The 23456-nt window shown below is 67.1% G+C and carries 31 protein-coding genes; 19 read left to right on the top strand and 12 right to left on the bottom strand.

What is annotated here, in order from left to right:
* Positions 1-330 precede the first annotated feature (330 nt).
* From NV263_RS02180 to NV263_RS02220, 9 genes are all read right to left on the bottom strand, one after another.
* Entirely contained in the window at positions 331-882 is a 552-nt protein-coding gene (locus tag NV263_RS02180) for a hypothetical protein (protein WP_263250670.1), read from the bottom strand.
* A 50-nt stretch (positions 883-932) separates the two neighbouring features.
* The gene (locus tag NV263_RS02185; protein WP_263250671.1) at positions 933-1151 is read right to left on the bottom strand and encodes a hypothetical protein; all 219 of its coding nucleotides are present in this window, start codon (positions 1149-1151) and stop codon (positions 933-935) included.
* A 78-nt stretch (positions 1152-1229) separates the two neighbouring features.
* On the bottom strand, positions 1230-1625 hold the full coding sequence (locus tag NV263_RS02190) for a hypothetical protein (RefSeq protein WP_263250672.1): 396 nt from the start codon (positions 1623-1625) through the stop codon (positions 1230-1232).
* A gap of 138 nt (positions 1626-1763) precedes the next feature.
* Positions 1764-2312, bottom strand: coding sequence for a hypothetical protein (locus tag NV263_RS02195; RefSeq protein ID WP_263250673.1), 549 nt, complete (start codon positions 2310-2312; stop codon positions 1764-1766).
* Complete coding sequence (locus tag NV263_RS02200) at positions 2309-2443, bottom strand: hypothetical protein (RefSeq protein ID WP_263250674.1); 135 nt, start codon at positions 2441-2443, stop codon at positions 2309-2311. The genes NV263_RS02195 and NV263_RS02200 overlap by 4 nt, the downstream gene beginning before the upstream one ends.
* Positions 2444-2616: 173 nt before the next feature.
* The gene (locus NV263_RS02205; RefSeq protein WP_263250675.1) at positions 2617-3207 is read right to left on the bottom strand and encodes a hypothetical protein; all 591 of its coding nucleotides are present in this window, start codon (positions 3205-3207) and stop codon (positions 2617-2619) included.
* Between the two features lie 142 nt (positions 3208-3349).
* Positions 3350-3691, bottom strand: coding sequence for a hypothetical protein (locus NV263_RS02210; RefSeq protein WP_263250677.1), 342 nt, complete (start codon positions 3689-3691; stop codon positions 3350-3352).
* A gap of 92 nt (positions 3692-3783) precedes the next feature.
* Positions 3784-4236 carry a hypothetical protein gene (locus tag NV263_RS02215; protein WP_263250679.1) on the bottom strand — a complete coding sequence of 151 codons (453 nt, stop codon included), beginning with the start codon at positions 4234-4236 and terminating at the stop codon, positions 3784-3786.
* 71 nt (positions 4237-4307) lie between these two features.
* Positions 4308-4712: a hypothetical protein gene (locus tag NV263_RS02220; protein ID WP_263250681.1), complete on the bottom strand. Its 405-nt coding sequence runs from the start codon at positions 4710-4712 to the stop codon at positions 4308-4310.
* Positions 4713-5101: 389 nt separating this feature from the next.
* Between NV263_RS02220 and NV263_RS02225 the strand changes: the two genes are divergently transcribed.
* The 3 genes from NV263_RS02225 (at position 5102) to NV263_RS02235 (ending at position 6958) form a co-directional block, all read left to right on the top strand.
* Positions 5102-5284 carry an HNH endonuclease gene (locus NV263_RS02225; protein WP_263250682.1) on the top strand — a complete coding sequence of 61 codons (183 nt, stop codon included), beginning with the start codon at positions 5102-5104 and terminating at the stop codon, positions 5282-5284.
* 113 nt (positions 5285-5397) lie between these two features.
* Positions 5398-6531, top strand: a complete 1134-nt coding sequence (locus NV263_RS02230; RefSeq protein ID WP_263250683.1) for a class II histone deacetylase — start codon at positions 5398-5400, stop codon at positions 6529-6531.
* A gap of 16 nt (positions 6532-6547) precedes the next feature.
* Positions 6548-6958, top strand: coding sequence for a phage terminase small subunit (locus NV263_RS02235; RefSeq protein ID WP_450104036.1), 411 nt, complete (start codon positions 6548-6550; stop codon positions 6956-6958).
* 38 nt (positions 6959-6996) lie between these two features.
* On the opposite strand, the gene NV263_RS02240 is transcribed toward NV263_RS02235, so the two are convergent.
* Genes NV263_RS02240 through NV263_RS02250 form a run of 3 tightly spaced genes read right to left on the bottom strand, consistent with a single transcriptional unit; the run spans position 6997 to position 8935 of the window.
* A complete protein-coding gene (locus NV263_RS02240) occupies positions 6997-7443 on the bottom strand; it encodes a hypothetical protein (protein ID WP_263250685.1) in 447 nt (148 codons plus the stop codon).
* A gap of 6 nt (positions 7444-7449) precedes the next feature.
* Positions 7450-8592, bottom strand: a complete 1143-nt coding sequence (locus tag NV263_RS02245; protein WP_263250686.1) for a putative T7SS-secreted protein — start codon at positions 8590-8592, stop codon at positions 7450-7452.
* 10 nt (positions 8593-8602) lie between these two features.
* On the bottom strand, positions 8603-8935 hold the full coding sequence (locus tag NV263_RS02250) for a hypothetical protein (RefSeq protein ID WP_263250687.1): 333 nt from the start codon (positions 8933-8935) through the stop codon (positions 8603-8605).
* A 207-nt stretch (positions 8936-9142) separates the two neighbouring features.
* On the opposite strand from NV263_RS02250, the gene NV263_RS02255 reads away from it, so the two are divergent.
* From NV263_RS02255 to NV263_RS02330, 16 genes are all read left to right on the top strand, one after another.
* Positions 9143-10717 carry a terminase large subunit gene (locus NV263_RS02255; protein ID WP_263250688.1) on the top strand — a complete coding sequence of 525 codons (1575 nt, stop codon included), beginning with the start codon at positions 9143-9145 and terminating at the stop codon, positions 10715-10717.
* A complete protein-coding gene (locus tag NV263_RS02260) occupies positions 10717-12123 on the top strand; it encodes a phage portal protein (protein WP_263250689.1) in 1407 nt (468 codons plus the stop codon). Before NV263_RS02255 ends, NV263_RS02260 begins: the two co-directional genes overlap by 1 nt.
* Entirely contained in the window at positions 12041-12766 is a 726-nt protein-coding gene (locus NV263_RS02265) for a VG15 protein (RefSeq protein ID WP_263250690.1), read from the top strand. Before NV263_RS02260 ends, NV263_RS02265 begins: the two co-directional genes overlap by 83 nt.
* 56 nt (positions 12767-12822) lie before the next feature.
* Positions 12823-13311: a hypothetical protein gene (locus NV263_RS02270; RefSeq protein ID WP_263250691.1), complete on the top strand. Its 489-nt coding sequence runs from the start codon at positions 12823-12825 to the stop codon at positions 13309-13311.
* A gap of 10 nt (positions 13312-13321) precedes the next feature.
* Positions 13322-14341 (top strand): phage major capsid protein, encoded by a 1020-nt coding sequence (locus NV263_RS02275; RefSeq protein ID WP_263250693.1) that lies wholly within the window; start codon positions 13322-13324, stop codon positions 14339-14341.
* A gap of 14 nt (positions 14342-14355) precedes the next feature.
* The gene (locus NV263_RS02280; RefSeq protein WP_263250695.1) at positions 14356-14625 is read left to right on the top strand and encodes a hypothetical protein; all 270 of its coding nucleotides are present in this window, start codon (positions 14356-14358) and stop codon (positions 14623-14625) included.
* 135 nt (positions 14626-14760) lie between these two features.
* The gene (locus NV263_RS02285; RefSeq protein ID WP_263250697.1) at positions 14761-15150 is read left to right on the top strand and encodes a phage Gp19/Gp15/Gp42 family protein; all 390 of its coding nucleotides are present in this window, start codon (positions 14761-14763) and stop codon (positions 15148-15150) included.
* A complete protein-coding gene (locus tag NV263_RS02290) occupies positions 15144-15497 on the top strand; it encodes a hypothetical protein (protein ID WP_263250698.1) in 354 nt (117 codons plus the stop codon). Before NV263_RS02285 ends, NV263_RS02290 begins: the two co-directional genes overlap by 7 nt.
* 14 nt (positions 15498-15511) lie before the next feature.
* Positions 15512-15805, top strand: a complete 294-nt coding sequence (locus tag NV263_RS02295) for an HK97 gp10 family phage protein (protein WP_263250699.1) — start codon at positions 15512-15514, stop codon at positions 15803-15805.
* 5 nt (positions 15806-15810) lie between these two features.
* The gene (gene gp17 / locus NV263_RS02300; protein WP_263250700.1) at positions 15811-16194 is read left to right on the top strand and encodes a tail completion protein gp17; all 384 of its coding nucleotides are present in this window, start codon (positions 15811-15813) and stop codon (positions 16192-16194) included.
* Positions 16195-16216: 22 nt separating this feature from the next.
* Positions 16217-16930 carry a phage tail tube protein gene (locus NV263_RS02305; protein WP_263250702.1) on the top strand — a complete coding sequence of 238 codons (714 nt, stop codon included), beginning with the start codon at positions 16217-16219 and terminating at the stop codon, positions 16928-16930.
* 14 nt (positions 16931-16944) lie between these two features.
* Positions 16945-17259: a hypothetical protein gene (locus tag NV263_RS02310; protein WP_263250703.1), complete on the top strand. Its 315-nt coding sequence runs from the start codon at positions 16945-16947 to the stop codon at positions 17257-17259.
* 50 nt (positions 17260-17309) lie between these two features.
* Positions 17310-17741 carry a hypothetical protein gene (locus NV263_RS02315; protein ID WP_263250705.1) on the top strand — a complete coding sequence of 144 codons (432 nt, stop codon included), beginning with the start codon at positions 17310-17312 and terminating at the stop codon, positions 17739-17741.
* Entirely contained in the window at positions 17731-21282 is a 3552-nt protein-coding gene (locus NV263_RS02320; protein WP_263250706.1) for a coiled-coil domain-containing protein, read from the top strand. Before NV263_RS02315 ends, NV263_RS02320 begins: the two co-directional genes overlap by 11 nt.
* Positions 21283-21290: 8 nt before the next feature.
* Positions 21291-22178, top strand: a complete 888-nt coding sequence (locus NV263_RS02325) for a phage tail family protein (protein WP_263250708.1) — start codon at positions 21291-21293, stop codon at positions 22176-22178.
* A 61-nt stretch (positions 22179-22239) separates the two neighbouring features.
* Positions 22240-23376 carry a hypothetical protein gene (locus NV263_RS02330; protein WP_263250711.1) on the top strand — a complete coding sequence of 379 codons (1137 nt, stop codon included), beginning with the start codon at positions 22240-22242 and terminating at the stop codon, positions 23374-23376.
* Positions 23377-23456 lie beyond the last annotated feature (80 nt).

Below are 23456 nucleotides of genomic sequence, written 5' to 3' on the forward strand. Positions count from 1 at the left end.
GAGTACCGCGAGCGCATACCGCACGACGATCGTGTCCGAGACATCGTGGTTGCCGAGTTGGGCCTTCGCTTTGGACATCAACTCGTTTGGCACCCTGATACGGAGCGGTCTGGTGGCGCCCACCTGGTTCCCTCCCCCTTCTGTCGAAAAGCACGGTAGTCCGTGCTGCGGACACCGCGAGGCCCGGCAGTCCAGAACAGGACCGCCGGGCCTCGCCCACGGGGTCGGTTCGTGATCGCTTCCGGGACCTCAGAGCTTGTTGCCCATCGTGTGGCAGTCCCACCGTGGATCGTCCTCTTCGATCCGCAAGGGGCTAGAAAACCGGAGTTCTTACTCCTGTGGCGCCTGGGTCCGGCGAACGATTCCCATGGTGTCAAGATCGAGACCGAGGTGGGCGCAGTGCTCGGCGACTCGGGTCATGGCTTGGGCGACCGGCATGGGGCGCACGTCGTGCACGCTCACGCAGGTCGCACAGAGGGTGAGGCACGCGATCCCGATGGACGTGTCGACGGTGAGGCTGCGGAGGTCGGTGGTCCGCCCGCAGGTGTGGCAGCACGGGGCGGGGGTGCAGTGCTCGACGTTGTCGAGGTCGATTGCAGCGAGGACCCCGGCGGCATGTTCGGTGACGTGGTGCAGCCAGGACCACGTCCACGCGTCGCGGTAGTGCTGTGCCTGCTCGGTGTCGAGTCCGGCTGGGGGGTCGACGCCGGGGTCCGTGGCGGTTAAGGCGGCAGGGCCGAAGTGCTGCCACCAGGCGCCGTCGTTGTGGTACTCCTCCAGACAGCGTGCGGCATCGTCGGCGGTGAGGGTGACGGTTGCGGCGAGCTGCTGGGCGGCGTTCCAGCCGAGTTCGGCGGCGACGCGGAGCGCGCTGGAGTGCATATGTCCTCCGTGGTGTTTGCGGTGAGTTCGGATGCGCTCGGCGGTGTCGGTCAGGTGTTTTCGGCTCTGGTCGCGGGGGTTTCGGGCCGGGTCGGTCCGCAGCGGTGGTTGCCCATCGTGTGGCAGTCCCAGCACGGCTGGTCCTCTTCGCAGTGCTGCACCGCCGGAGGTGTCGGTGATGGGACCGGGCGGTTGACGAGGCTGATCACGTACTGGGTGACCGTCGCCAGGACGGCCGCAGTGGCGAGAGCGGTGATGATTCGGCGCATGAGCTGTCCTTCCGTGTCGGCACCGCAGCGCACGAGCAGGGGCTTCTCCCGCTCGTGCGCCACGGCGTACCGAGACGGTCAGTGGAACCGCAGGAGTCCCCGCCATGCCCGGTGCTCGCGTTGTGGGCAGTGAACCCGGCATTGCAGCTCTGTTTCAGGTCCGAGGGCGATAGTGGGAAGGGTCTGGCGTCCTTCGCAGCGGGCCCGGTAGATCTGGTCCCACCCGTCGATCACGACGGGGCTCGGCCCGTTGGGGGTGCCGACCTCGACGACGAGCACGGGGACGGACAGGTCGGCGCGCAGGGCCGTGTCGGGGTCGATGTCGATGATCGTGATGCGGATCCGGCCCGGAGATGTCGGTGCCAAGCCGACGTGCGTGTCCATGCCGGTGATGTCTCCCTCGACGCGGCGGATGTCGTCTCTATTGCCCGCAGCGAGTTGGCGGGCGTAGGTGGCGCACCACCGGGTGTCCATGAGTTGGTAATGCAAGCAGCCGGTTTCGCAGACGTGCATTGCGTCGTGGCTTTCGTACATGCGTCCTCGCTTTCGGAACGTGTCGTGGTGCCGTGGCACACGGGCGCCGCCCGTGTGCCACGGCGGAATGGGAGCCGGTCAGCGGCGGTCGGTGCTGAGGTGGGATGGCAGCGACGCCGGGTCGGCGTGCGCGGCCGAGAACCCGACAGTGTTCGGCCGCAGTGGATTGACCTCGACCCGTTCGGCGACGAGATCGAGAGCCGTCCCCTCCTGGAGGTCGATCAGCCACCGTTCCTCGATCACAGGTGCGGGCAGTGGGACCGAGGTCAGCTGTTGCTGTGCGGCATGCCAGGCCAGGGCGTGGCGTACGGCATCGTCGCGGGCACCGAAGTGCGGTCCGCCGACGTGTCGGGTGGGCACGCGGTAGTACACCCGCGAGACTGGAAGCCCTGCAATCGCGTGGATGTTCACGCGGATGCCGCGAAGTCGCATGATCTCGGCTTCGGTGGCGTCGGTGCCTTCGCTGCGCAGACGGGAGATGACCGAGGTGCACTCGGCGCACCGCCAGCGACGCGAGCAGTCGGCAAACAACAGGGTTTCCCCACCGGGCACCCACTTCGACGGGTTGGGGCAACCGGGGGTGCGACACAGGCCGTTGTAGGCACCGCGAATGCCGAAGGAGGTCACTGGGTGCCCTCCTTCCCGGCAGCGCGGTTGACCGCGTCCAGGGCCTCGATCGCGGCTTGTAGACCTTCGTGGCGGTCGGTGCGCTCCGCGTCCGTTTCGGGCGTGGGGTTGTTAGGCTGCGGCTCAGCCATCGGAGCTGTTACCTCCGTTGGTCAGCGGGTCGCCCTGCCTTCGCCAAAAGTCCAGGGCGGCCCGCGCTTACAGGGATCGCCGCGTTGTGCGGCGCGTGTGTCCCGGCGGTGGATCCGCAGGGACACCGCACGCCTCGGACAGCTGCCCGAGACGCACGGCGTGTCTCAACGGGTTAGGACTGCTGGAGCCGCTGCCGGGCGGTCGCGACGTACACGGCGGGGTCCTTGCCGACGTAGTACTGACGGCCACCGAACTCCCACACGCCGTTCGAGACGTCGGGGTCTTCGCCGGTCTCGTGCATGTGGAGGGTCATCGCGTGGATGCACTCTTCCCATTCGTGCCACGGCGTCGTGTACTTCTGCGACACCTTCAGCAAGTAGTCGTAGCGGCGCCGGTCGACCTCGGTGAGCTGGTCGTAGATCCCCATCAGCCGCGCACGGGCGTCGGCCACCGGGGACAGGTCCAGTCCCACTCCCCACCACTGGACATGGTCGTTGTGGTCGAGGTACATCACGGCCATCAGCGCGTACGTGCTCGCCTTCGGCTTGTTCCAGACCTCACCGGGCACCTTGGGGTTCGTCGTCTGCGACACGAACCGCTGCTTGCCCTTGGCCGAGCCCTTTTCGCCGGTCTCGATCCAATAGCGGATCTTGCACCGCAGGCGACGGCCGTACGGGTAGTCGTCGACGACGTAGGCCGTCTCGGGACTGGTGTGGCCGTTGAGAACGGTAACGCGCTGAATGGTGCTCTGATCGTCGGTCACTACGAAGTCCCTTCGCGAGTAATGACAACGCGGCGCAGAGGCGCCATGACGGGCCGCAAGGGCGCGGCCAATCCCTTCGGTGATCCGTTGGGACACCGCAACACTCAGGCCGCGAGCCTGAGCGTCACGGGGCCTCAAGGGCTCAAGAGTCATTCCGGAACACGAACACCCGCCCGCCTATGCGGATTGCGTCGAACCACTGCAAGCGAGACCACACGCCCGACCAGTCGAACGACAACCGGAGGTAGTCAGGTAGTGCCTTGATCGCCTCCCCGTCGACGTCCAGGCAGTAGCCCGAGGCGAAGCTTTCCCCGGATTCGTAAATTCCTTGCCCGTTCTCCTTGAACCACCGTGCGACTTCCCAGCCGTCCATAGAGCGGTTCAGGTAGCCGTCTCTGTCCAGCTCCTGGACAACGGCGTAAATCGCGTCCCGGTCGAGACTGGCCAGCGAATCCGGCGTGTCCGCTTTCAGGTAGTCAACCACCGAACGAACCCATCCCATTCTTGGTAGCCTTTCCAATCGATCCGTTGGGATACCGCACGACACGGACCACGGCCCGTGTCGCACGGCGTATCTCAACGGTCGACCGGGATAAGCGCGTGCGCGCGGTAGCGGTCGCCGCCATCAGAGGAACCGCAGCCCTCGCACGCGGACCACGAAAATCCTAGATCCAGGCTTTCGCAATCGTCTGGGTCTTCGTGCCGGGTGCATTCTTCGTCGCAGTCGCTACCCATCAGCAAGTGGACGACGTCGTCGCCCCAGATTTCGCGCTGACCGATTTCGCAGGCAAGTGCGGAACCGTACTGACGCACTTCAAGGGTGTCGTCCGGCCGCGCTTCCGCGCGTTCCTGCATCACGGATGCGGCGTCTTCCTTGGACCAATCACCGTTGGTGGGCCACGTTTCCCACTCGTGGTAGCGTTTGTTCCAAACGCCGTAGCCGTCCGTTCCGTCATCGAACTCGCCGTTTGCGATCAGGTGAAGGCAAACAACGCATACGCTCAAGTCGTGAATTTCGAACTTGCTCATATGCTCCTCTTTCCTTGGGGCTGAACCCTTTAGGCGTGAGCGCATATCGCTATGCGCTCCACCTGAAACGTTCAGTCGACGGAGTAGACGAAGCCGTCTTCGACTTCGATGTTGTGTTCGCCGTAGACCTTGGCGGATTCGGTCAACCGGTCGCCCTTGTCACCGAGGCCGCGATCCCAGAACCCGGTACCGTGTCGCTGGCGGGTGAGCAGGAAATCGTGTCCGGCCTGCTGGGCGTCAATGTCTCCGAGATCTCGCCAGTTGGAGTCAAAGAAATCCTTGCACTCCGCTTTGATCTGATCCCACAGGTCATCGGAGAAATCGGCGGCGGTGAAGTGGTCTGCCATTTCCGTGCGGTCGCACTCACACTCCGTTCGGGTGCAGTCCTTGTCGTGTTCGGCGACGTAGGTTGCCTGCCACAGCAGGCATTCGGCGTAACCGTTCGCCATTTCTTCGATGTACTCTTCGACGCTCATGTCATCTCCCTCGGTTGGTGCGTTCGGAAAAGTGCCTTGCCGAATCTCTGCCATTCGGTGACCGCTTTAACGGGTCAAGGCGATTCCTGGCGAGCGCGGATATGGAGTTTTCAAGGAGCGGATGTAGATCCGGGGGATCTTGGGTTTCTGATCGCCTCAACTTGCGGTGTTGGCGACAACACTACCGTCAACACTAGGATCGTCAAGAAAACTTGATGGTGATCACATAATTTCGAATGAAATGCCTTTAACCAGGGGAAACGTGTATGGGCGCATGGGGTGGGAGCACTCGTCGGGACCGTTTGCCGCGTGGCTGGTGGCGTCTGCGCTCGTGGGTGCTGTGTAGGGATGCCTACGCCTGCCAGATCACCGGGCCTGGGTGTGTGGGTGTGGCTACCGAGGTCGACCACATACAGCCGGGCGATCACCACGAGGCGGAGAACCTGCAAGCGGTCTGCGGGCCGTGTCATGCGCGCAAGTCCGCTCGTGAGGGTGTGCAGGGACGCGCGCGTCGTGCCGCGCTGAGGCTGCGTCCGGCCGAACGGCATCCGGGGCTGATCAAGGAGCGCTGAGCGCTCAGGCCAGGGGAGGGGCCCTTGCCCCGGGTGTTCGGAGTCGGTGGGCATAGCGGCCCAGCACTTGTACGGGTTTTCGGGTCGCCAGCGAATTAAAGAATTGAGGAAAAATGACCACCGGATATGTGTGGCAGTCGATTTACGGCTGGCATGACACCGGCAGCGCTGCGGGCCTGTTCGGCGCGGCGCCACTGTCCGGTATCCAGCCGGGCCAGCACTTCGAGCACCCGGACACCAAGAGGCGGGTCCACGAGCTGGTCGAGTCCTCCGGCCTGCTGGCCGACCTGGTGCGGCTTGATCCGGTCCCGGTCGGGCCCGAGCAGGTGCTCCGTGTGCACGACGAGTCCTATGTGGAGTGGCTGTCCGCGGCGAGCACGTCCGGTGGAGGCGCGCTGGGAGGTCAGGGCAGCAGTCCGTTCGGCCGCGACTCGTTCGAGATCGCGTTGCTGGCCGCAGGCGGCACGATGGCCGCGGCCTTGGCCGTGCTGCGCGGTGTGGTCGACAACGCCTACGCCCTCGTTCGCCCGCCCGGCCATCATGCAACCCGCACTCACGGCATGGGGTTCTGTCTGCTCAACAACCTCGCGATCACCGCGGCCGAGCTGCTTCAGGCCGAGGAGGTCGACCGCATCGCGGTGGTGGACTTCGACGTGCACCACGGCAACGGAACTCAGGCGATCTTCTACGACGATCCGCGGGTGCTGACCATCTCAGTCCACCAGGACAACAACTACCCCGCCAATTCCGGAAACCTGGCGGAGAACGGCGAAGGCGAGGGTAAGGGCACCGCGCTCAACATCCCCCTCCCGCCGGGCAGCGGGAACGGGGCTTACCAGGCTGCGTTCTCCCGCGTGGTGCTCGCCGCGCTGGAGCAGCACGAGCCGGACATCATCATGGTGGCCGCCGGGTATGACGCCGGAGGCGGTGATCCCCTCGGGCGGCAGATGGTGTCGAGTTCGACCTACCGGTGGATGGCCCGGATGCTGGTCGATGCCGCGTGGGAGCTGTGTGACGGGCGCTTGGTCGTCTCCCACGAGGGCGGCTACGACCCGAACACCGTGCCCTTCCATACGCTCGCGGTCCTCGAATCGCTGTCCGGGGTACGCACGGACGTGGTCGACCCGTACGAACAGGTCCACGCCCGCATGGGCGGCCAGGATCTCCAGCCGCACCAGGAAGCCGTGATCGACCAGGCCGCGAAGCTGGTTGCCAACATCCCGCCCCGAAAGAACTGGAACCTGTGACGGAAAGGGGGTCACGATGGGCTCTCGTGGCCCCGTGCCTAAAAGATCCGATCAACGCATCCGCCGCAACCGCACCGAGTCCGTCACCGTGACGGAACTCGGCGTGGTGAGGCAGCCCGAGTTGGGGTTCGAGGCACACCCATTGGTGGTCGACTGGTACCAGTCGCTCGGCGAGTCCGCGCAGGCGCGTTACTTCGAACCCTCGGACTGGCAGACGTCACGCCTGGTCGCGTACTCGATGGACCGCTACGTCCGCAGCGCGCGGCCGTCGTCGCAGATGTTCGCCGCGCTGATGTCCGCGATGTCGGACCTGCTGGTCACCGAGGGCGCGCGGCGCAGGGTGCGGATCGAGATCGAGCGCGGCCAGGCGCAGGAACGGGCCAGCGTGTCGGCGATCGAGGACTACAAGAAGCAGCTCGGCGTCTAAGGTGTCCCGCTGGCACGATTCCAGGCGGGTCGTCGGCGCTACTTGTGTGTGTCGGGGTCGTATTCCTCAATGTCGCATCCGTTGAGATCCCCTTGGCGGAAGACTTCCAGTGCGGCATCGGACACGATGAGACGCCCCCTGGGAGTGAGGCCCACGTCATCCTCGCCTGCTGTTCCGGTGACAAAAAGCCAGCGGAACTTCGGGAACTCGCTGAAGCCGTGGCGGTGCAAGCGGTCGTATGCCTCTTCGCCATAGATCATTTCGACGTCGCGGATCTCGAAGCGTCCCAGCCCGGATCCGGTCAAGAGATTGGCCAGCTTCTCTGTGACCAAATAGCACGGGTGAGCGCTGATCAGGTCGTCACCGAACCAGTTGTCGATCTCGTAATACAGGGGTCCCACGACGCGGGGCGGGTGGACTGTCGTGTCGAGAACCGTGGGTTCACCGAGAAGCCCCGGCACGTCAGGGTCCAGATAGTAGAACATGATCACCTACCGAACGGGCGGGGTAAACTGGTGGCCGAACTTGTCATCGATCTCAGTAGCCTTGTCTAGCAGATCCTGCTTGGTTGGGTTCGGGTTGTCACGGTAGAAATTGTTCCACTCCTTGCGGATGGCACGAAGATGCACCTCCCTGTTGATCTCCTTCGGGATCCCTCGGAGGTTGTCCAGCGAGTGCATCTCGTTCGGAGTGATGTCCAGGTGGGGGTACTGCTTCGTGATGGTCTGTTGCTCGACAGCGTGGTGTACCCACACCTTGCCTTTGAGGTCAGGGTAGGCGTCGAAGAAGTTAGCCTTGTAGGCATCCTTGCCGATGCGGTCGGACCACCCGAAGCGGGCCTTCTCCCCTTTCTCCAGGTATGTGCCGATCTTCCTGGCGGTTTTGCCGAGCATGCTCGCCCCGGCTGCCCAGCCGCCCACCGGGATCGCGGCTGCGGCGGTGATGCCCGCGTCCACCCCGCGGCCTTCGAGGGCGTACACCCCGGCGTGCGCGAGGTCGACCACATCGCCGATGCCGGGAATGAACCCCGCCAAGTCGGCGGCGGCGTGCAGGGTGGTCTCGGCGGGCGACTCTTCGTCGTCGGTGGGTACCGCCTCGGCCATCTCGTTGAGCGCCTTGGCCGAGTTGTTCGCCACCTCGTCCAGCTGACTGCGGGCGCGGTCGAGGAGGTCCCGCGCAGCCTGCCGGTACGCCTCCCCCGGATCATGGAACGTCGGCGGCTGCGGGGAAGAGCCTCCTCCTCGGGCGTTGGCGTCGGCTGCCTGCTGGTCGTACGCCTGGCGGGCTTGCTGACTGAGCTGTTCGCCGCGGCGGTACAACTCAATGGCGTTCAGGGCCTGCATCTGGGCCCAGCCGAGGCAGTTGGTGTAGTTCTCGATCGCTTGCGCGCCATAGGCCAGTGCGTCGCCGAGCTTGAGCCACTTGGGCCACTGGTTGGCGTGGTCCTCGGCGTAGGCGTCGTATGCCGGTCCTGTCCACGCCCCGGTGTCGATGCGCTTGAGCGCTTCGGCATCCGCGATCACGTCAGTGGCCCGGTCTCGTAGCGTCTGTGCGAGCCGATAAAGCTGCTCGACCTTGCCCGGGACCAACTCCTCGGCCGCCTCGGCCTGCCCCAACTCCTTGCGGTCAACCATTGCGCCCGCCTTAGAAGACGTCGTTCACGGCTTCGACGGCGGGGTCCGCATCCAGGTGCGCCTTGGCAGCGTGATCTGCCCCGCGGTAGGTCCTCGCGGCTTCGGACAGTCCTTTCCGTGTGTCCTCGGCCTTGTCCACCAGGTAGTCGACGCCCTCACTCATCGTCTTGCAGAACGACACCAGCGCCTCGTACAGGACATCGCTGCCCACGCCCTGCGCATCCCCGCCCCACAGGTCGGCAATCTTCGATTTGTCCTGCTTTGCCGTGATCTCCCCCATCGCCTTCGCGGCGGATTCCAGCATGTCGATGTCGACGTGAAACCCCTTGCCGTCCAGCGCCACGTCCGCGCCCTCTGACCTTCAAGATCATGAAACCACCGGGCACGGTACGCGTCGGAGGCCAGGCAGCACGGCCGGTTTGGCGTAGGTGATCCCAAATGGAGTAGTCCAGGCAGAAACAACCACGGCCGCTGCCCCGGCCCAGAACATCGCACATCACACGTCAGAACAGCTTCCAGCTCGACGGGAACACGCAAGGAGGTGGAGTTCGTGGAGCCGTTGCTCCTCGGCCCTACCGGGCTCCCGAAGCAGACGCTGGGTTGGGACCTGTTGGCCTGGACAGCGGACTACCTGCACCAGCCGGATGGTGACAGCGCCGGGGGGCCATGGCGGTTCACGCCGGAACAGGCCCGCTTCGTGCTGTGGTGGTACGCCATCGACGACACCGGCCGGTTCGTCTACCGCAACGGCGTGCTCAGGCGCATGAAGGGCTGGGGCAAGGACCCGCTGGGCGCGGTGCTCTGCGCGCTGGAGCTGTGCGCCCCGGTGCGCTTCGACGGTTGGAACGCTGCGGGTGAGCCCGTCGGGCGGCCGGTCGCCGCACCGTGGGTGATCACCGCCGCGGTGTCCCGGGACCAAACCCGGAACACGATGCGGCTTTTCCCGTCGCTGCTCAGCGATACGTGCGTGGACGAGTACGGGCTCGATATCCACCACGAGATCATCCACAAGCAGGGCGGTGGGCAGATCGAGTCGGTGACCAGCTCGCCTCGTGCGCTCGAAGGGGCTCGCGCGTCGTTTTCGTTGATCAACGAGTCGCATCACTGGCTGGCCAACAACGACGGCCACGAGATGTACAAGGTCATCGTCCGCAACGCCGTGAAGACCCGCTCTCGGCACCTTCAGATCACCAATGGTCATGTGCCGGGTGAGGAGTCGGTGGCCGAGCAGGCGTGGGAGGCATACCAGAAGATCCAGGCAGGTCAGGCCCGCGACAGCGGCATGCTCTACGACTCTCGCGAGGCCCCGCCCGAGACCGACATCCACGACGAGGAGTCGCTACGCCAGGGCCTCCTCGCGGCCCGAGGCGACGCGACGTGGCTGGACGTGGATGGCCTGATCGCCGAGATCCACGACATCCGCAACCCGTTGTCGGTGTCGCGCCGGTTCTACCTGAACCAAATCGTCGCGGCCGAGGACTCCTGGATGGCCCCACACGAGTGGGACCGGTGCTGGGTTGACGCCGAGCTGCGGCCGGGTGATCGCGTGACCCTGGGCTTCGACGGGTCCCGCTCGGATGACTCCACCGTGCTCATGGCCTGCCGGATCGACGACGGCGTGCTGTTCCGCCTGGCAGCGTGGGAACACCCCGCGCAGGTCAAGGACTGGGAAGTGCCCCGCGAAGACGTGGACGCCCACGTGCGGGCAGCCTTCGAACGCTACCGCGTACAGGCAATGTATGCCGACATCGCCTACTGGGAGTCCTATGTGGACTCCTGGGTTGCCGATTTCGGCCGCCGCGCCAAGCTCAAGGCGAGCCCCCGCAGCGCGTTCGCCTTCGACATGCGAGCCCGCATCCGCGACTTCGGCTTGGGCTGCGAGAACTTCCTGGAAGCAGTACTCAACCAGCACGTACGTCACGACGGCGATCCCCTACTGCGCCAACACGTCCTCAACGCCAAACGCCGAGTCACGAAGTACGACCACATCGGCATCGGCAAGGCGACCAGGGACTCCAAACGCAAGATCGACGCGGCCGTGACCGCAGTCCTGGCATGGATGGCCCGACAGGAGATCGTCAAAACCCGCAGGGTCGGAGCGAGAAAGGTGGTGTTCCACCGCTGATGAACGAGGTCGAGTTGGACACCATCGACCGACTGCACGCCGAGCTGGTCGCGCGGGAGCCGTATGCGCAGGTCGAGAGCGCTTACTACGAGGGGCAGCAGCGTCTTGCGAGCATGGGTCTGGCGATCCCGCCCGAGATGCGGGACCTGTCGGTGATCGTGAACTGGCCTGGCATGTTCGTCGATTCCATCGAGCACCGCATGGACGTCGAGGGCTTCCGGTTAGCTGGCCAGTGGCGCGGCGACGAACAGCTGTGGGACTGGTGGCAGTACAACGACCTCGATGAGGAGTCCAGCCTTGCGCACCTGGAAGCGCTGATCCACGGACGTGCGTATGTCTGCGTCGGCTACAACGAGGACAACCCGGAGATCCCGCTGATCACCGTGGAGTCCCCGCGCAGCATGATCGTGGAAACCGACCCGCGGACGCGGCGAGTCACCGCGGCGTTGCGCCTGTACGAGCCCGACCCGCCCCGCGGAATTGGGTGCACGCTCTACCTGCCGGAGGTGACGCTCTATGCCTCGCAGGTCGACGGTCGATGGATAGAGACCGATCGGCACGAACACCGGCTCGGCATCGTGCCGGTGGTCGCGCTGATCAACCGCGCTCGCGTCTCCGACCGGCAGGGCCGCACCGAGATGAAGCGCATCATGGGCCTGACCGACGCCGCCTGCCGCTCGCTCATGAACTTGCAGGGCGCCCAGGAGTTAATGGCCACGCCGCAACGCTACATCCTCGGCGCGGACGAATCGCTGTTCCAGGACGAGCACGGCAACCCTGTTCCCACGTGGCAGGCATACCTCGCGCACATCCTCGCGATCCCCGAGGGCGGCACTGAGGTCAAGGTCGGCCAGTTCACCGCGGCTGACTTGCGCAACTTCACTGAAGTGCTGAACGCCTACGCCCACCACGTCTCCGCGCTGACCGGGCTGCCGCCTCACTACCTCGGGCTGGCCACCGACAACCCGGCCTCGGCCGACGCGATCCGGTCCTCAGAAGCCCGACTGGTCAAAGCCGTGGAGCGCAAATGCAGGGCGGCCGGAGGGGCCTGGGAACAGGCGATGCGGATCGGACTGCGGATCACCGGAGGCGACCCGGACGCCCTACGGCGCCTGGAAACCATCTGGCGCGACCCGGCCACGCCCACGGTCGCAGAGAAGGCCGACGCGGTGCAGAAGCTCTCGGGAGGGCAGCCTCTCTACGACCGTGAGACGGCATTGGAAGAGCTTGGCATGAGTCCCGAGCGGATTCGTGTGGTCATGCAACGGGTCGCCGACGACCCGATGTTGAAGTTGATGGCGATGGAGGGAGGCGGGGCCGCGGATGGCGCTGACGATGAGCCAGTACAGCAGCAGACAGGCGGGAATCGTGCGCCGTCTGGCACGAACAATCCTGCGGCTGCTTAGCCCCTTCCGCGCCCAAGCGCTCACCGAACAGCAATACACCGTCCTCTTAGGGCGGATGTACGAGCTGGTCGACGACGCACGGCGCGAGTCCGCGAAACACGCTCGGGAGTACTTCGACGCACAGTGGAACTCAGAGTTCGGCGACGATCCGCCCGACGTGGATCTCCCGGCCTATCGACCGGAGTGGTTCGCGGCGACCATGCGTCCCCTTAAACCTGAGTTGACCAGCAGAAACACCTCACGCGACACAATCGCCCGCGCCTCTCGGATTGCCAGCAAGGAAACCGAGAACGCCGGTCGGCGCACGATCATCCGCGCCGCGGAAGACAACAAGCGGGTCATCGGCTGGGCCCGGTTCGACCCGGAACCACCCACGTGTGCGTTCTGCCTGATGCTGATCAGTCGCGGGCCCGTGTACAGCTCGGCCGAGACCGCAGGTGAACGGCAGCTCTGGCACCCGGGCTGCACCTGCAAGGCCGTACCGGTCTTTGCCCGCGACCGGTGGGACGGCCGGGATCAACACCTCGACGCAGATCGCTTGTGGCGCGAGGCGACCCGCGGTTGGTCCGGCAAGAACGCCCTCAACGCTTTCCGCCGCGCCGTCGAAGACCAACGTCGCCGAGACGTTCCCGACGCTGCCTGACCTACCCCCGCTCCTGGCGAGCGGTTCTTTCACCGATCCGGTCCTGGAGGCCACCTATGTCCGAATCTGTGCCCGAGTCCGTCGATACCGACGTGGCCCCGGAGGCTGCGCCGCCCGAGCCGGATCGCGAGACGGTCGAGGATCTGCCGGAGTTCGCTCAGAAAATCATCAAGGCCCTGCGCAGCGAAGCCGCGACGCACCGCCACAAAGCGCGTGTCGCCGCGGACAAGGCCGCCGCGCTCGAACAGGAGACCGCAGCCCTGCACGCGGCGAAGACGCAGACGGAGACGGACCTGGCGTCCGCCCGGATGGATCTGACCCGCCTGCGCGCTGCCCTCGCGGCGGGTGTGCCCGCGGAATTGGCCGAGGACTTCGCCGCCCGCCTGCAGGGCGACTCCGCTGAGGAGATCGCCGCCGATGCCGAGCGGCTGAAGCAGCTGGTCGGCACGCAGGCGCGGCGGGGTGATCCGTCGCAAGGCGCCTCGGGTGGCACGGCAATCACCGACCACCCGCTGACCAATTTCTTCCTCTCTCGCACCACGTAAGGAGGGGCCTGTGGCGTTCGAAAACGAAATCGCCCCCAACGAGCCCACCACCAACCCCACCCTCGCCGACGGTCGTCACCAGCTGCGCATGGCGCACCTGGAATCCCACGATGTGCCCCGGCAGATCGTCGACGACATCTTCCGCGAGGCTCAGGAATCCTCGCTCGTGCTCCGCGTGGGACGCCGGGTCCCGGTCGGCTACGGCGAGACGATCATCCGCGTCGACGGCGTGGAGCCCGAGGTCGGCCAGGTTGGTGTCGGCACCCGCCCGCAGGACCGCGAAGGCTATGCCAAGCCCGTGTCCGGCGTGAGCTGGGGGCACAAAAGCTTCGGCCCGATCAAGCTGGCGACCATCGTCACCGCCTCGGCCGAATGGGAGCGCACCAACCCGCTGCCGTTCTACCGCGACCTCCAGTCGAAGATGTCGCGAGCGATCGGTCGCGGCGTGGATTTGGCGGTGTTCCACAACCGGCGTCCGGACACCGGCGCTCCGCTGCTGGGCACCGAGCTCAACAGCTACGTCAACGCCACCCCGAACCGCATTTGGCTCAGTGGCGACATCTACACCGACATCATGACCGGCTACACGATGCTCGCCGAATCCGACACGGACCTGAGCTTGTTCGCCGCCGACGAGCGGGTGCGCCCGCAGTTCATCTCCGCCCGCGATCACAACGGAAACCAGGTGTTCCAGTCGCGGTTGAACCTGGCTGACCAGTTCGACTCGATCGCCGGAGTGCGGGTCGAGTACGGCAAGGCCGTGCCCGGCCGCATCGGAGCCAGCCGCGATACCGGCGTTCGCATGTTCGCCGGGGACTTCAGCCAGATCGTCTACGGCTACGCCGACGCGATCACCCTCAAGCGCACCGACGTCGGAACGATCGAGGTCGACGGCCAGCAGATCAACCTCTGGCAGACCAACCAGGTCGCCTACCTCGTGGAGGTCACCTTCGGCTGGCTGGTCAACGACCCGACCGCCTTCGTCGCTTACGAGATGGCGCCACCGCCCCACGTGGCCGCCGCTGCCTGATTAGGAGCTGACCATTGGTTGACATCAACGCCCTACCCGAACTTCACGAGGGGGACCAGGGCCACATCGAGGCCCACAACACGATCCGGGCGATCCTGCGTGACCACGAACAGCGGATCACCGATCTCGGCGTGCGCATCTCCCGCATGGAACCCCGGCCCTGGATCCCGGAAGACCCGCGGCGCCAGAATCCCGAGCTGCCCGAGCAGCCGCCGACGCGGCAGAACCCGGAGCTGGGCGAGCAGCCCCCGGCCGCGCAGCCCCAGCCGCGTGGGGACCGGTGAGGCCGATGGCTCGCTTGATCGCACCGACCGGCCGCGAGATCCACGTGTTCGGCCCACTGGTGTCGGCGCTGGTCGCGGTCGGTTACACCGATGCCGACGCCCAGCCGTGCCCAACCGACGACCAGGGAGACGGCGATGGCGGTAGCAACACCCCAGGACGTGGCGCTGCGGCTCGGCAGGGAGCTGGCAGAAGCCGAGGTAACGCAGGTACAGGTGCTTCTCGCCGACGCGGAGACGCTGATCCAGACCCGGATTCCTGACCTGCACACCCGCCTGGCCACAGGCCGCCTAGCCGAAGACGTGGTCGTTCTGGTGGAGGCCGCCGCGGTGGCCCGGGTGCTGCGCAACCCGGCCGGGATCCGGTCGCAGTCGGCTGAGGCGTACTCGGTGGACTACGACACCCGGGCGGCGTCCGGGTTTCTGGAGTTGCGGCCGGATGAGTGGCGCATGCTCGGCGTGCGCAGCGGCCTGTTCACCGTCGCCCCGGTATTGCCGCGCCGGGCGGCGTGGGAGGTGCCGTGGTGACTCCGTTCTTGTTTCCGATCAGGGTGACGGTGCGCCGCTACACCACCGACGAGTTCGGCGACCGGCGTGTGACTGCGGAGTTCACCGTCCCTGGCTGCTCGACGGTGATGCGGTCGGGGTCGTCGCTGACCCGTTCGTCGTGGACCTCCTCAGACGAGTTTCGCCAGCAGGTGTTCACACGTCTGCGCCTGCTGGCCCCGTCCACGGCGGATGTGCGCGCCGATGACGAGGTCGTCCTGCCGGGCGGCGAGGTGTTTCGTGTCGACGGCACGCCCTCGGCACCGACTCACCCGTGGACCGGGTGGCGGCCGGGTGTGGTGGCGCAGCTGCTGCGCGTCACCGGATGACCAGGAGGTGATCTGTGAGGTACCGGATGAACCGGCGGGAGACGATCGAGTTCCTGCGGTCGCAGCGGCTCGGCATGGTCGTGCGGGCGCAGGCCGAGCACGTCGCCAACCGGGCGCGTGCCATCGCTCCGCATCGCACCGGCCGCTACCGCGCCAGCATCACCACCGACCTAAGCCACCACTGGACCGACCGCAGGTGGGTCGGCGAGGTGTCCGCACAAGCGCCATATGCGGCGGCGGTCGAATTCGGCAACACCCGAGTAGAGGGCGCGCACCACGTGCTCGCGCGCGCCGCAGCGGAAGGCTGACGGCCGTGTACCGCGACGACCGCCCATTTCCCGACGCGGAGCGGGTGGCGATGGCGCTGGTCGAGCGCTTGGCCCCGGCCTACGTGGTCACCCCACCGGAGATCACCACACCGATCGTGCAGGTGCACCGCTCCGGCGGGCACGACAACGGGGTGACCGACCACCCCCGGGTGCAGATCTCGTGTCTAGCGCTGACCCGGCACGAGGCGTGGCAGCTGGCCGAGCAAGTCCGTCAGGTGGTGCTTAACGCTGGCGGGACTGCGGCCGACGGGGCGTTAATTGACCGGGCCGGGGTCGAGGTGGCCCCGCAGCAGGTGCCGGATGAGGACCCGCACGTGCGCCGAGTCGTGGCCACCTACGTGCTGACCATGCGCCGCCCCATTTCCTGAGCTTTCGAAAGGATGAATCATCGTGCCCGCGTACGAAGACCTCGCGCAGCGGCAGTCGGAGTTGATCCGCAAGGCACTGGCGGGGTCGGTGTTCGCCGCCCCCGCCCATGCGCCGCTGCCCGAGCGCCTGACAGGACCCGATGCCGAACTCGTCCCCCTGCCCCAGGGGTATCGCGACTTGGGGTGGATCTCCAAGGACGACGGAGCGACCTGGAGCAGGGAGACCGAGCTGTCGGAGATCACCAGCTGGGGTGCGTGGGAACCCACCCGCCGCGACATCAAGTCCGACGTCACCTCGCTCCAGATCGCCGCGCAGGAGACCAACATCCGCACGATCGGCATGTGGACCAACACCGACCTCTCCGGCGTGCGCCCCGACCCGACCACCGGAGAGGTGTCGTTCGCACAGGCCACGCGCCCGACCACCCAGTACTGGCGGGTGTTCGCCCTCGCGGTCGACGGCGCGGGCGAGGACAGCATCTACCTCGCGCGGTTCCTACCCCGCGCCATGGTCTCCGAGGTCGACGACCAGCCGTGGTCGTCCGACGATGACGAGGCGTTGGTGTGGAACATGACGCTGACCGCCACCCACGACAGCGGCGCCGGATACAGCATCCGGCACTTCTTCGGCGGACCCGGCTGGCGCAAGCTCCTGGACAAGATGGGCTTCGAGTCCGAACCCGCGGGGCCGCGGCGGGAAAGCCGGATGGCCGCCACCGTGACGACGACGTTCTGATTCTGGGGGACAGTGTGTCTGACAAGCAGACGAGGGTGCGGCGGTTCGCCCAGTTCCGCAGCGAAGCAGGCAAAAGCAATCCGTATCGGCTCCAGCTCGACGACGACCAGGTCGTGGAGATCGCGCCGTTGACCACGGGGCAGCTGTTGGAGTTGGCCGAGTGCGGTGACCAGCCCAAGAAGGCGCTGCGGGTGCTCTGCGGGGAGCAGTTCGACAGGGTGTGGGAGGCGGTGTCGGCCGAGCCGATCGAGGTGTTCAACGCCTTGTTCTCTGACATCGCGCAGCATTTCGGGATGGGCAGCGCCCCTTTGGACTCTGGCACCAGCTGATCGACCTGCTTGACCGCTTCGGCGATGCGGTCGAGTACGACCTGCTCGCCGTGTTCGGCTTGGATATTCGGGACTTCTTCACTGGGCGCCAACCGTGGCCGCGGCTGCTGCGGCTCGTGGAGCAGCTGCCGCGCACTTCCCGCGTGCAGGCCGCGCTGGCTGCCGACGAGCAGCGTGCCGAGGCTTTGCTCGACCTCGCCGTCGACGACGAGGAGCAGGAGGCTCGTCCGCCGTTGGAGACCTGGAGTCAGGAGGCGGAGCTGCTGGCCCACATCGCCGACCTGCTCGCGCATCTGCGCGCCGACTACGCCCAGGTCAATTCCAAAAACCACCGCCGCCGCAACCCGCAGCCGGTGCCCCGGCCGGAAACCGGAGTTGAGCGGGTACGAAGACGCCGCGAGCGGCGTCAACACCGCGACCTCGCTACCGCTCTACTGCCCGACAAGCCTGTGAAGGAGGCGAGTTCACACCATGGTCCGTAAGTTCGAGGCCGGGATCGCCTTCGTCAAGGTGGTTCCGTCCATGCGTCACTTCCACCGGGACATCGGCCGCAAGCTCAAGGGGCTGGACGCCGAGGCGCAGGTGCCGGTCGGTGCCGAGGCGGATACCCCGCGGGTGCAGGCGGCGGTGCGGCAGGTGGCCAACACCGCGCGCACGCGCCGGGCGCAGGTGCCGGTCGAGGTCGACGCCTCGTCGGCGGCAGGCTCGGCGAAAAAGGCCGCAAAGTCTGCGCAGGACGCGATGGCCGAAGCCATGCGCGACACCCGCCTTCGGGCGCAGGCCGTCGACATCCTCTCGGGCGTGCGCGAGCAGATGGGACGGCGGCAGACCACCACGGTGTCCGCACACGTGGATGCGGCCAAGGCACGCGCGGAGATCGAGGCACTGCGCGAGATCACGCCCCAGCTGCGTACGGAGGTCACTCCGGAGGAAGGCCGCGCGCAGGTGGCGTTGTCGCGAGCGATGGTGCGCCGCGCGCAGCGCCGCGCGGAGTCCGAGGCGATCGTGCGCCAGGCCCAGGCACGCATGGACGAGACACGCACCCAGGGACGGGCGCGGGAGCTGGCGGTGCAGGCCGACATGGGCCCGGTACGCCAGCAGATCAACCAGTTGCTCCAGCGGCGCAAGACCGGCGTCGATGTCAGCGCTGAGATGGCTGTGGCGGAAGCGAAACTCACCAAGCTCCAACAGCAACAGCGCACGATCCAGGTCCAGGTCGATGCCGACGTCAAGCGGGCCCAGGCCACCATCGAGGCGGCGAAAGCCCGATGGGAACACGACCGCATCCTGCTCGATGCCGACGTCGAAGGGGCGCGGGAGAAGCTACGCGAGATCCGCGAGGACGTCGACACCACCGACGGCCGCAAGGCGCGGGTGCGCGCCGACGTGGAGGGTGCGGAGCGGGCGGTCACGCTGCTGTCGCTCATCACCGCAGGGCTTTCCGCCGTGGGTGCGGCCGGGCCCGCCGCGGCGGCCGGGCTGGCGGCGGTGCCGGTCGTGGTGGCCGGGATCGGCCAAGCCGTCGGTGTCGGGCTGGCCGGGTTCTCTGGGATTTCGGATGCGCTCAAGGAGCTGGACGAGTCGCAGAACACGGCGGGTAAGTCGGCGGCGGCGATGCGGACGCAGATGGCCCAGCTCGACGCGGCCATGGCCAACCTCGCCCCCGCCGGACGGGCCTTCGCCTACTTCCTGCACGATGAACTGCTCCCAGCGATGGACGACGTGCGCTTCGGCGTGCAGCAGGCACTACTGCCCGGCATCCAGGGCGCGTTGGGCCAGCTGGTCCGTGCGGCCCCGGCGATCCGCGAATCGCTGGCCTCCACCGGCAGCGTGTTCGGCGACCTGGCCGAACGCGGCGCGGGCATGGTCACCAGCCCGGCGTGGATGCAGGACATGCGCCTGGTCACCGCGGGCAACAACCGCGCGTTTGCGGACCTGGGCAACGCCGGGATGGCGGGCATGGATGCGATCCGCTCGCTGATGGCCGCGGCCACGCCGATGGTCGAGCGGGTCGCCGAGACGATCGAGACCGCCGCATTGCGGTTCAACGAGTTCATCCAATCCGCCCGCGCCAGCGGGCAACTCCAGGTGTGGTTCGGCCAAGCCGCGGACGCGTTGGAGACGCTGGGCGGGGTGGTCAAGGAGACTGCCGTCGGCCTGTGGAACCTGGTGTCAGCGCTGGCCCCGGTGGGCATGGGTCTGTTGCAGGTCGTCGGCAACGCGGTGTCCGCGGTCGGAACCTTCACCCAGGCCCATCCGGCCCTAGCTCAGCTGGCCGCCTCCGCGCTACTGGCCGCAGGCGCATTCGTCGCGCTGGGTCGGGGTGTCGGCGGTCTGATCGGGGCTTTTGGCTCCGCCTACGACGGCTTCACCCGCTACCGCGACACGATCACCGGAATCCGTGAACGGGCCGCCACCGCCGGAACGGCCGTAGGCAACCTGGCGACGAACCTGTCCGGCAACGCTACCGCAGGCGAGAAGGTGGGCCGGTCGGTCGGTGGGGTGCTCTCCGCCGTCGGACGCCTCGCCGGATACATCCCGATCGCCGGGGCCGTCATCGGCGGCCTGGCGCTGGTCTTCGACGGCCTGTCCACCAGCGCCAGCGAGGCCGCCGACGCCCTGCTGCGCGGCGGGGCATCCGCGCAGCAGGCTATGGCCCAAGTCCGCGACCAGAACAAGTTCACCGGTTGGGGTTGGCTGGATGCCTTCGGCGGTCCCGGCCAGATGCTCAAGAGCGTGGTCGCCCCCAGCGAGCAGGATGTTCGTGCCGAGGCGAATCAGAAGTTGGCCCAGATGCCGCGACTGGAACGGGCTCAGACGCTCCAGACCCAGGCCAGAGCGGACTACGACCTGGCCGTGGAGCAGCAGGGCCCCGGCTCGGAGGCGGCCACCGCCGCGCAACAACGCCTCGCCGCCGCGACCGCCGAAGTCGAAGCGGCCCAGCGCGCCGCAGCCGAAGCCACGAAGAGCCATACCGACCGACTCATCGAACAGCAGCAGCAGGCCATGTCCATGTTGGACAAGGACCTGGCATTGCGGATGGCGCTCACCCAGGTCGAGCAGGCGCAACGATCCGCCGCGCAGGCCACTGCCCAGTACGGCGCGGGCAGCCTGCAAGCGACGAGTGCGAATCAGCAGCTGGAACAGCAGATGCTTCGTGCAGCTCAGGCGGCCCAGGCCAAAGCCCAAGCCCAGTACGCCGGGACGTCGGCCGACACGCGCGCGCAGTTCGCCACCGCCGCCTACAACCAAACACTGGCCAACCTCGTCGTGCAGGCCGGTGCGCAGGCTCCTCTTGCGCTGCGCCAGTACCTCGCCGGACTCGACTCCTCCGCGTTGGGCGCGATCCATGCGCGGATGGAAACCGACTCCTTCGGCAACGCCGTATTGGTGCTTCCCGGCGAGAAGCGGGTGTTTCTCGGCGTGCAGGGCGATGCCGACGCCATCGCGCGGATCAACAACCTACGCGCAGCGATCGCGTCGATGCCCTCGCAGCACTGGTTCACCGTCTACACCAGGCAGATCGTCGACGCCGTCCAACCGCCGAAACCGAACCCGAACGCACCCCCGCTGCCTTTGGTTCATCAGGCCGTCGGCGGCGTTGTGCGGCCGTTCGCTGCCGGGGGCATCGCCGGGTTGACCCCGATGCGGCCGGTCGCGCAGGTCGTCCCGCCCAACACCTGGCGCCTCGTCGGGGACCGCATGAGCGGCGACGAAGCATACATCCCGCTGAACGGCTCGGGGCGGTCACGGGCGATCCTCCGTGAAGCGGCGAACCGCATGGGATTCACCGTGATTCCCCGCGACCAGCAGGCCCGGGGGATGGCCGCGGGCGGCGTGCTCGCCGCGCGCCCGTACACGACCACGCCCCGCCCCGGACCGGCGCTGCCCGCCGACCGCGACCAGATCAGCGGCACGACGACCTACGCGCCGCAGATCACCGTCAACGCACGTACAGACGCATCCCCGGAACACATCGCCGCAGCAGTCGATCGGCGGCTTCGTATTCGATCCCGCTTGTAGGAGGTGTCGTGGACGGCTCACCGATCTGGAGCCTGGGCGAGATCGTCATCGACGCCGAACACCCGGACTCCCACGGTGTGCACTGGATTCTCACCAAGGAAGAGGGCTTCTGGGCCGCGCCCAAAACTGGCGCGGAACTTCATCCGCACCTGTCCCGGCACGGCGCGATCCGCACCCCGGGCTGGAAGGCCGAGCGGACGATCACCCTGGAAGGCCACGCCTTCGCCCCGGACTTCCCCACCCTGCGTCGCGCCTCGGACCGGCTGACCGGCATGCTCTCGGATCCGCACGAGCCGACGCCGTTGGTGTGCTATTCCGAGATCGGACCCCAGGTCTGCGATGTCTTCCTGGATGATCAGATCCTGACCAAACCGGGCGAGAGCGCAGTGCCGTCGTTCGAGTGGTCGCTCCAGCTCGTCGCCCCGGACCCGCGTCGCTTCGGGCTGCACTGGTCCAGGGCCCTCACCGAGCTGCCCAGCGAGGGAACAGTCGGTGTCCGATTCGGCGACGGACTCGACTTCAGCCACGGGGTGTCGTTGGCCCCGTGGGCTTCGTCCGGCACCATGCGGCTGCACAACCCCGGCACCGCGCCGACCGCTCCGATGTTCACCTTGCACGGTCCGCTCGTCCGGCCGACGTTGACCGTCCGCGGACGGCGGGCGGGGGTGATCACCTACAGCGATAACATCGCCGTTGGTGAGCACGTGGTGATCGACCCGGGCGGGCCACGTGTGCTGCTCAATGGGCGTACTCCCGTCCGGCATGTGGCATTCCCGGCTGACTTCGAGCAGTTCGTCATCCCACCCGGCGGCGAGCTGTGCGTGCACCTGGACCACAACGGCGATCCTGACGCTACTGGAGTGGTCGAGGCGGCCTGGCGCCTCGCCTGGTTCTGATCATCAGTTCTTACCCGACAACCTTGGGGGATTCACCATGCCCAATCTCGGCTCCTGCGCCGTGTCCGATGTGGACCCGTGGGCGGTCGAAGGCCAGATCGGCTTGCGCGATGCCCGCCTGGCACTCTCTGCCCTGCTTACCCCCGCCGCAGGGGACCGGCTCGCTGTGACCTCCGGCGTGCTACTAGGAGGGGACAGCCACAGCATCGGCGGCCATACCCACACCGCCCTGCGCGTGCAGCCCGCACAGCAGATGTCGGTGACCGTCCAACCCGGACAGGCCGTGATCGACACCGCCCACGGGCCGTACGTGTGCACCCTGGATGCCACAGTAACCCTCCGCGTGGCCCCGGCCAGCAGGTCGATGAACCGCGTCGACCTCGTCGTGGCCCGCGTCCACGACGACCTGCACCCAGACCTGTGCTCGCATCATCGACGTTTCCAGATCGAGGTCTGGACAGGCGATCCCTCGCCGACCGTGCCGCTGCGGCCCGAGCCGGAGGGCGTCGGGTGGATTCCGCTGGCGCAGGTCCGGGTGAACGCCGACGCCACAGAGATCACCGCGGAGGCCATCACCGACCTGCGCGGGCCGGGCCTGGCCGCCCGCGGCGGGACGACCGTGCTGTACGAGACGGACGCCGAACCCGGCTCGCCTGCCTACCGTGCGCCGGGCGCCTACCCGGGGGCGCAGCGGTGGGTGAACGCGCCGGGCCGGTTCCCGCACCAGGTGTGGTGCGGCGCCGACCGTGGGGGCTGGCAGGCCGTACACAACGCTGCCTGCCACACAGCCCACCCCGCACCCGGCGACTGGCTATGGGTCCGCGGAGGTGGAGCCCTGCGAGAGATCTGTTCGGTCACCGTGCCCGATCCGGGCGTGCCGTACTCGATTTACCCCACCGGACGAGCGGTGCTCCGGCAGTCCCCACGCACCGCCGTCGACGTCCACGTGAAGATCCACGACCCCAACACCGGCCTCGCTGTGAACTGGGTAGGCACCGAAACCAGCGACGGTGGCGACACTCGCCAGGTCTACTCTGTGCCGCCCGTGCGGTACGGGCCGCTGACCGGAGACACCCACGTCCACCTCACCGCCCAGGTCGTCCGGTCCGACAACCCGGAGATGGGCTTCGCGTTCCGCGGCTCGGACGTCGGCGACAACCTGCTGTCGGTGGAGGTGTGGCCGACACCGTGGGGCTGATCAGTCCTACGTAAGGCTTCTAGGTACATTTCCTCAGATCCGAGGCTTCCAATTGAGCCGCTGAGCCAGCATCGATAGCC

Source organism: Saccharopolyspora rosea (assembly GCF_025643595.1).
Lineage (GTDB): Bacteria > Actinomycetota > Actinomycetes > Mycobacteriales > Pseudonocardiaceae > Saccharopolyspora > Saccharopolyspora rosea.

Excerpts from the sequence above, each read along its gene's own strand:
- NV263_RS02180 (WP_263250670.1), bottom strand. The coding sequence starts at position 882 with ATGCACTCCAGCGCGCTCCGCGTCGCCGCCGAACTCGGCTGGAACGCC.
- NV263_RS02185 (WP_263250671.1), bottom strand. The coding sequence starts at position 1,151 with ATGCGCCGAATCATCACCGCTCTCGCCACTGCGGCCGTCCTGGCGACG.
- NV263_RS02190 (WP_263250672.1), bottom strand. The coding sequence starts at position 1,625 with ATGGACACCCGGTGGTGCGCCACCTACGCCCGCCAACTCGCTGCGGGC.
- NV263_RS02200 (WP_263250674.1), bottom strand. The coding sequence starts at position 2,443 with ATGGCTGAGCCGCAGCCTAACAACCCCACGCCCGAAACGGACGCGGAG.
- NV263_RS02215 (WP_263250679.1), bottom strand. The coding sequence starts at position 4,236 with ATGAGCAAGTTCGAAATTCACGACTTGAGCGTATGCGTTGTTTGCCTT.
- NV263_RS02220 (WP_263250681.1), bottom strand. The coding sequence starts at position 4,712 with ATGAGCGTCGAAGAGTACATCGAAGAAATGGCGAACGGTTACGCCGAA.
- NV263_RS02230 (WP_263250683.1), top strand. The coding sequence starts at position 5,398 with ATGACCACCGGATATGTGTGGCAGTCGATTTACGGCTGGCATGACACC.
- NV263_RS02235 (WP_450104036.1), top strand. The coding sequence starts at position 6,548 with ATGGGCTCTCGTGGCCCCGTGCCTAAAAGATCCGATCAACGCATCCGC.
- NV263_RS02240 (WP_263250685.1), bottom strand. The coding sequence starts at position 7,443 with ATGTTCTACTATCTGGACCCTGACGTGCCGGGGCTTCTCGGTGAACCC.
- NV263_RS02245 (WP_263250686.1), bottom strand. The coding sequence starts at position 8,592 with ATGGTTGACCGCAAGGAGTTGGGGCAGGCCGAGGCGGCCGAGGAGTTG.
- NV263_RS02260 (WP_263250689.1), top strand. The coding sequence starts at position 10,717 with ATGAACGAGGTCGAGTTGGACACCATCGACCGACTGCACGCCGAGCTG.
- NV263_RS02265 (WP_263250690.1), top strand. The coding sequence starts at position 12,041 with ATGGCGCTGACGATGAGCCAGTACAGCAGCAGACAGGCGGGAATCGTG.
- NV263_RS02270 (WP_263250691.1), top strand. The coding sequence starts at position 12,823 with ATGTCCGAATCTGTGCCCGAGTCCGTCGATACCGACGTGGCCCCGGAG.
- NV263_RS02285 (WP_263250697.1), top strand. The coding sequence starts at position 14,761 with ATGGCGGTAGCAACACCCCAGGACGTGGCGCTGCGGCTCGGCAGGGAG.
- NV263_RS02320 (WP_263250706.1), top strand. The coding sequence starts at position 17,731 with ATGGTCCGTAAGTTCGAGGCCGGGATCGCCTTCGTCAAGGTGGTTCCG.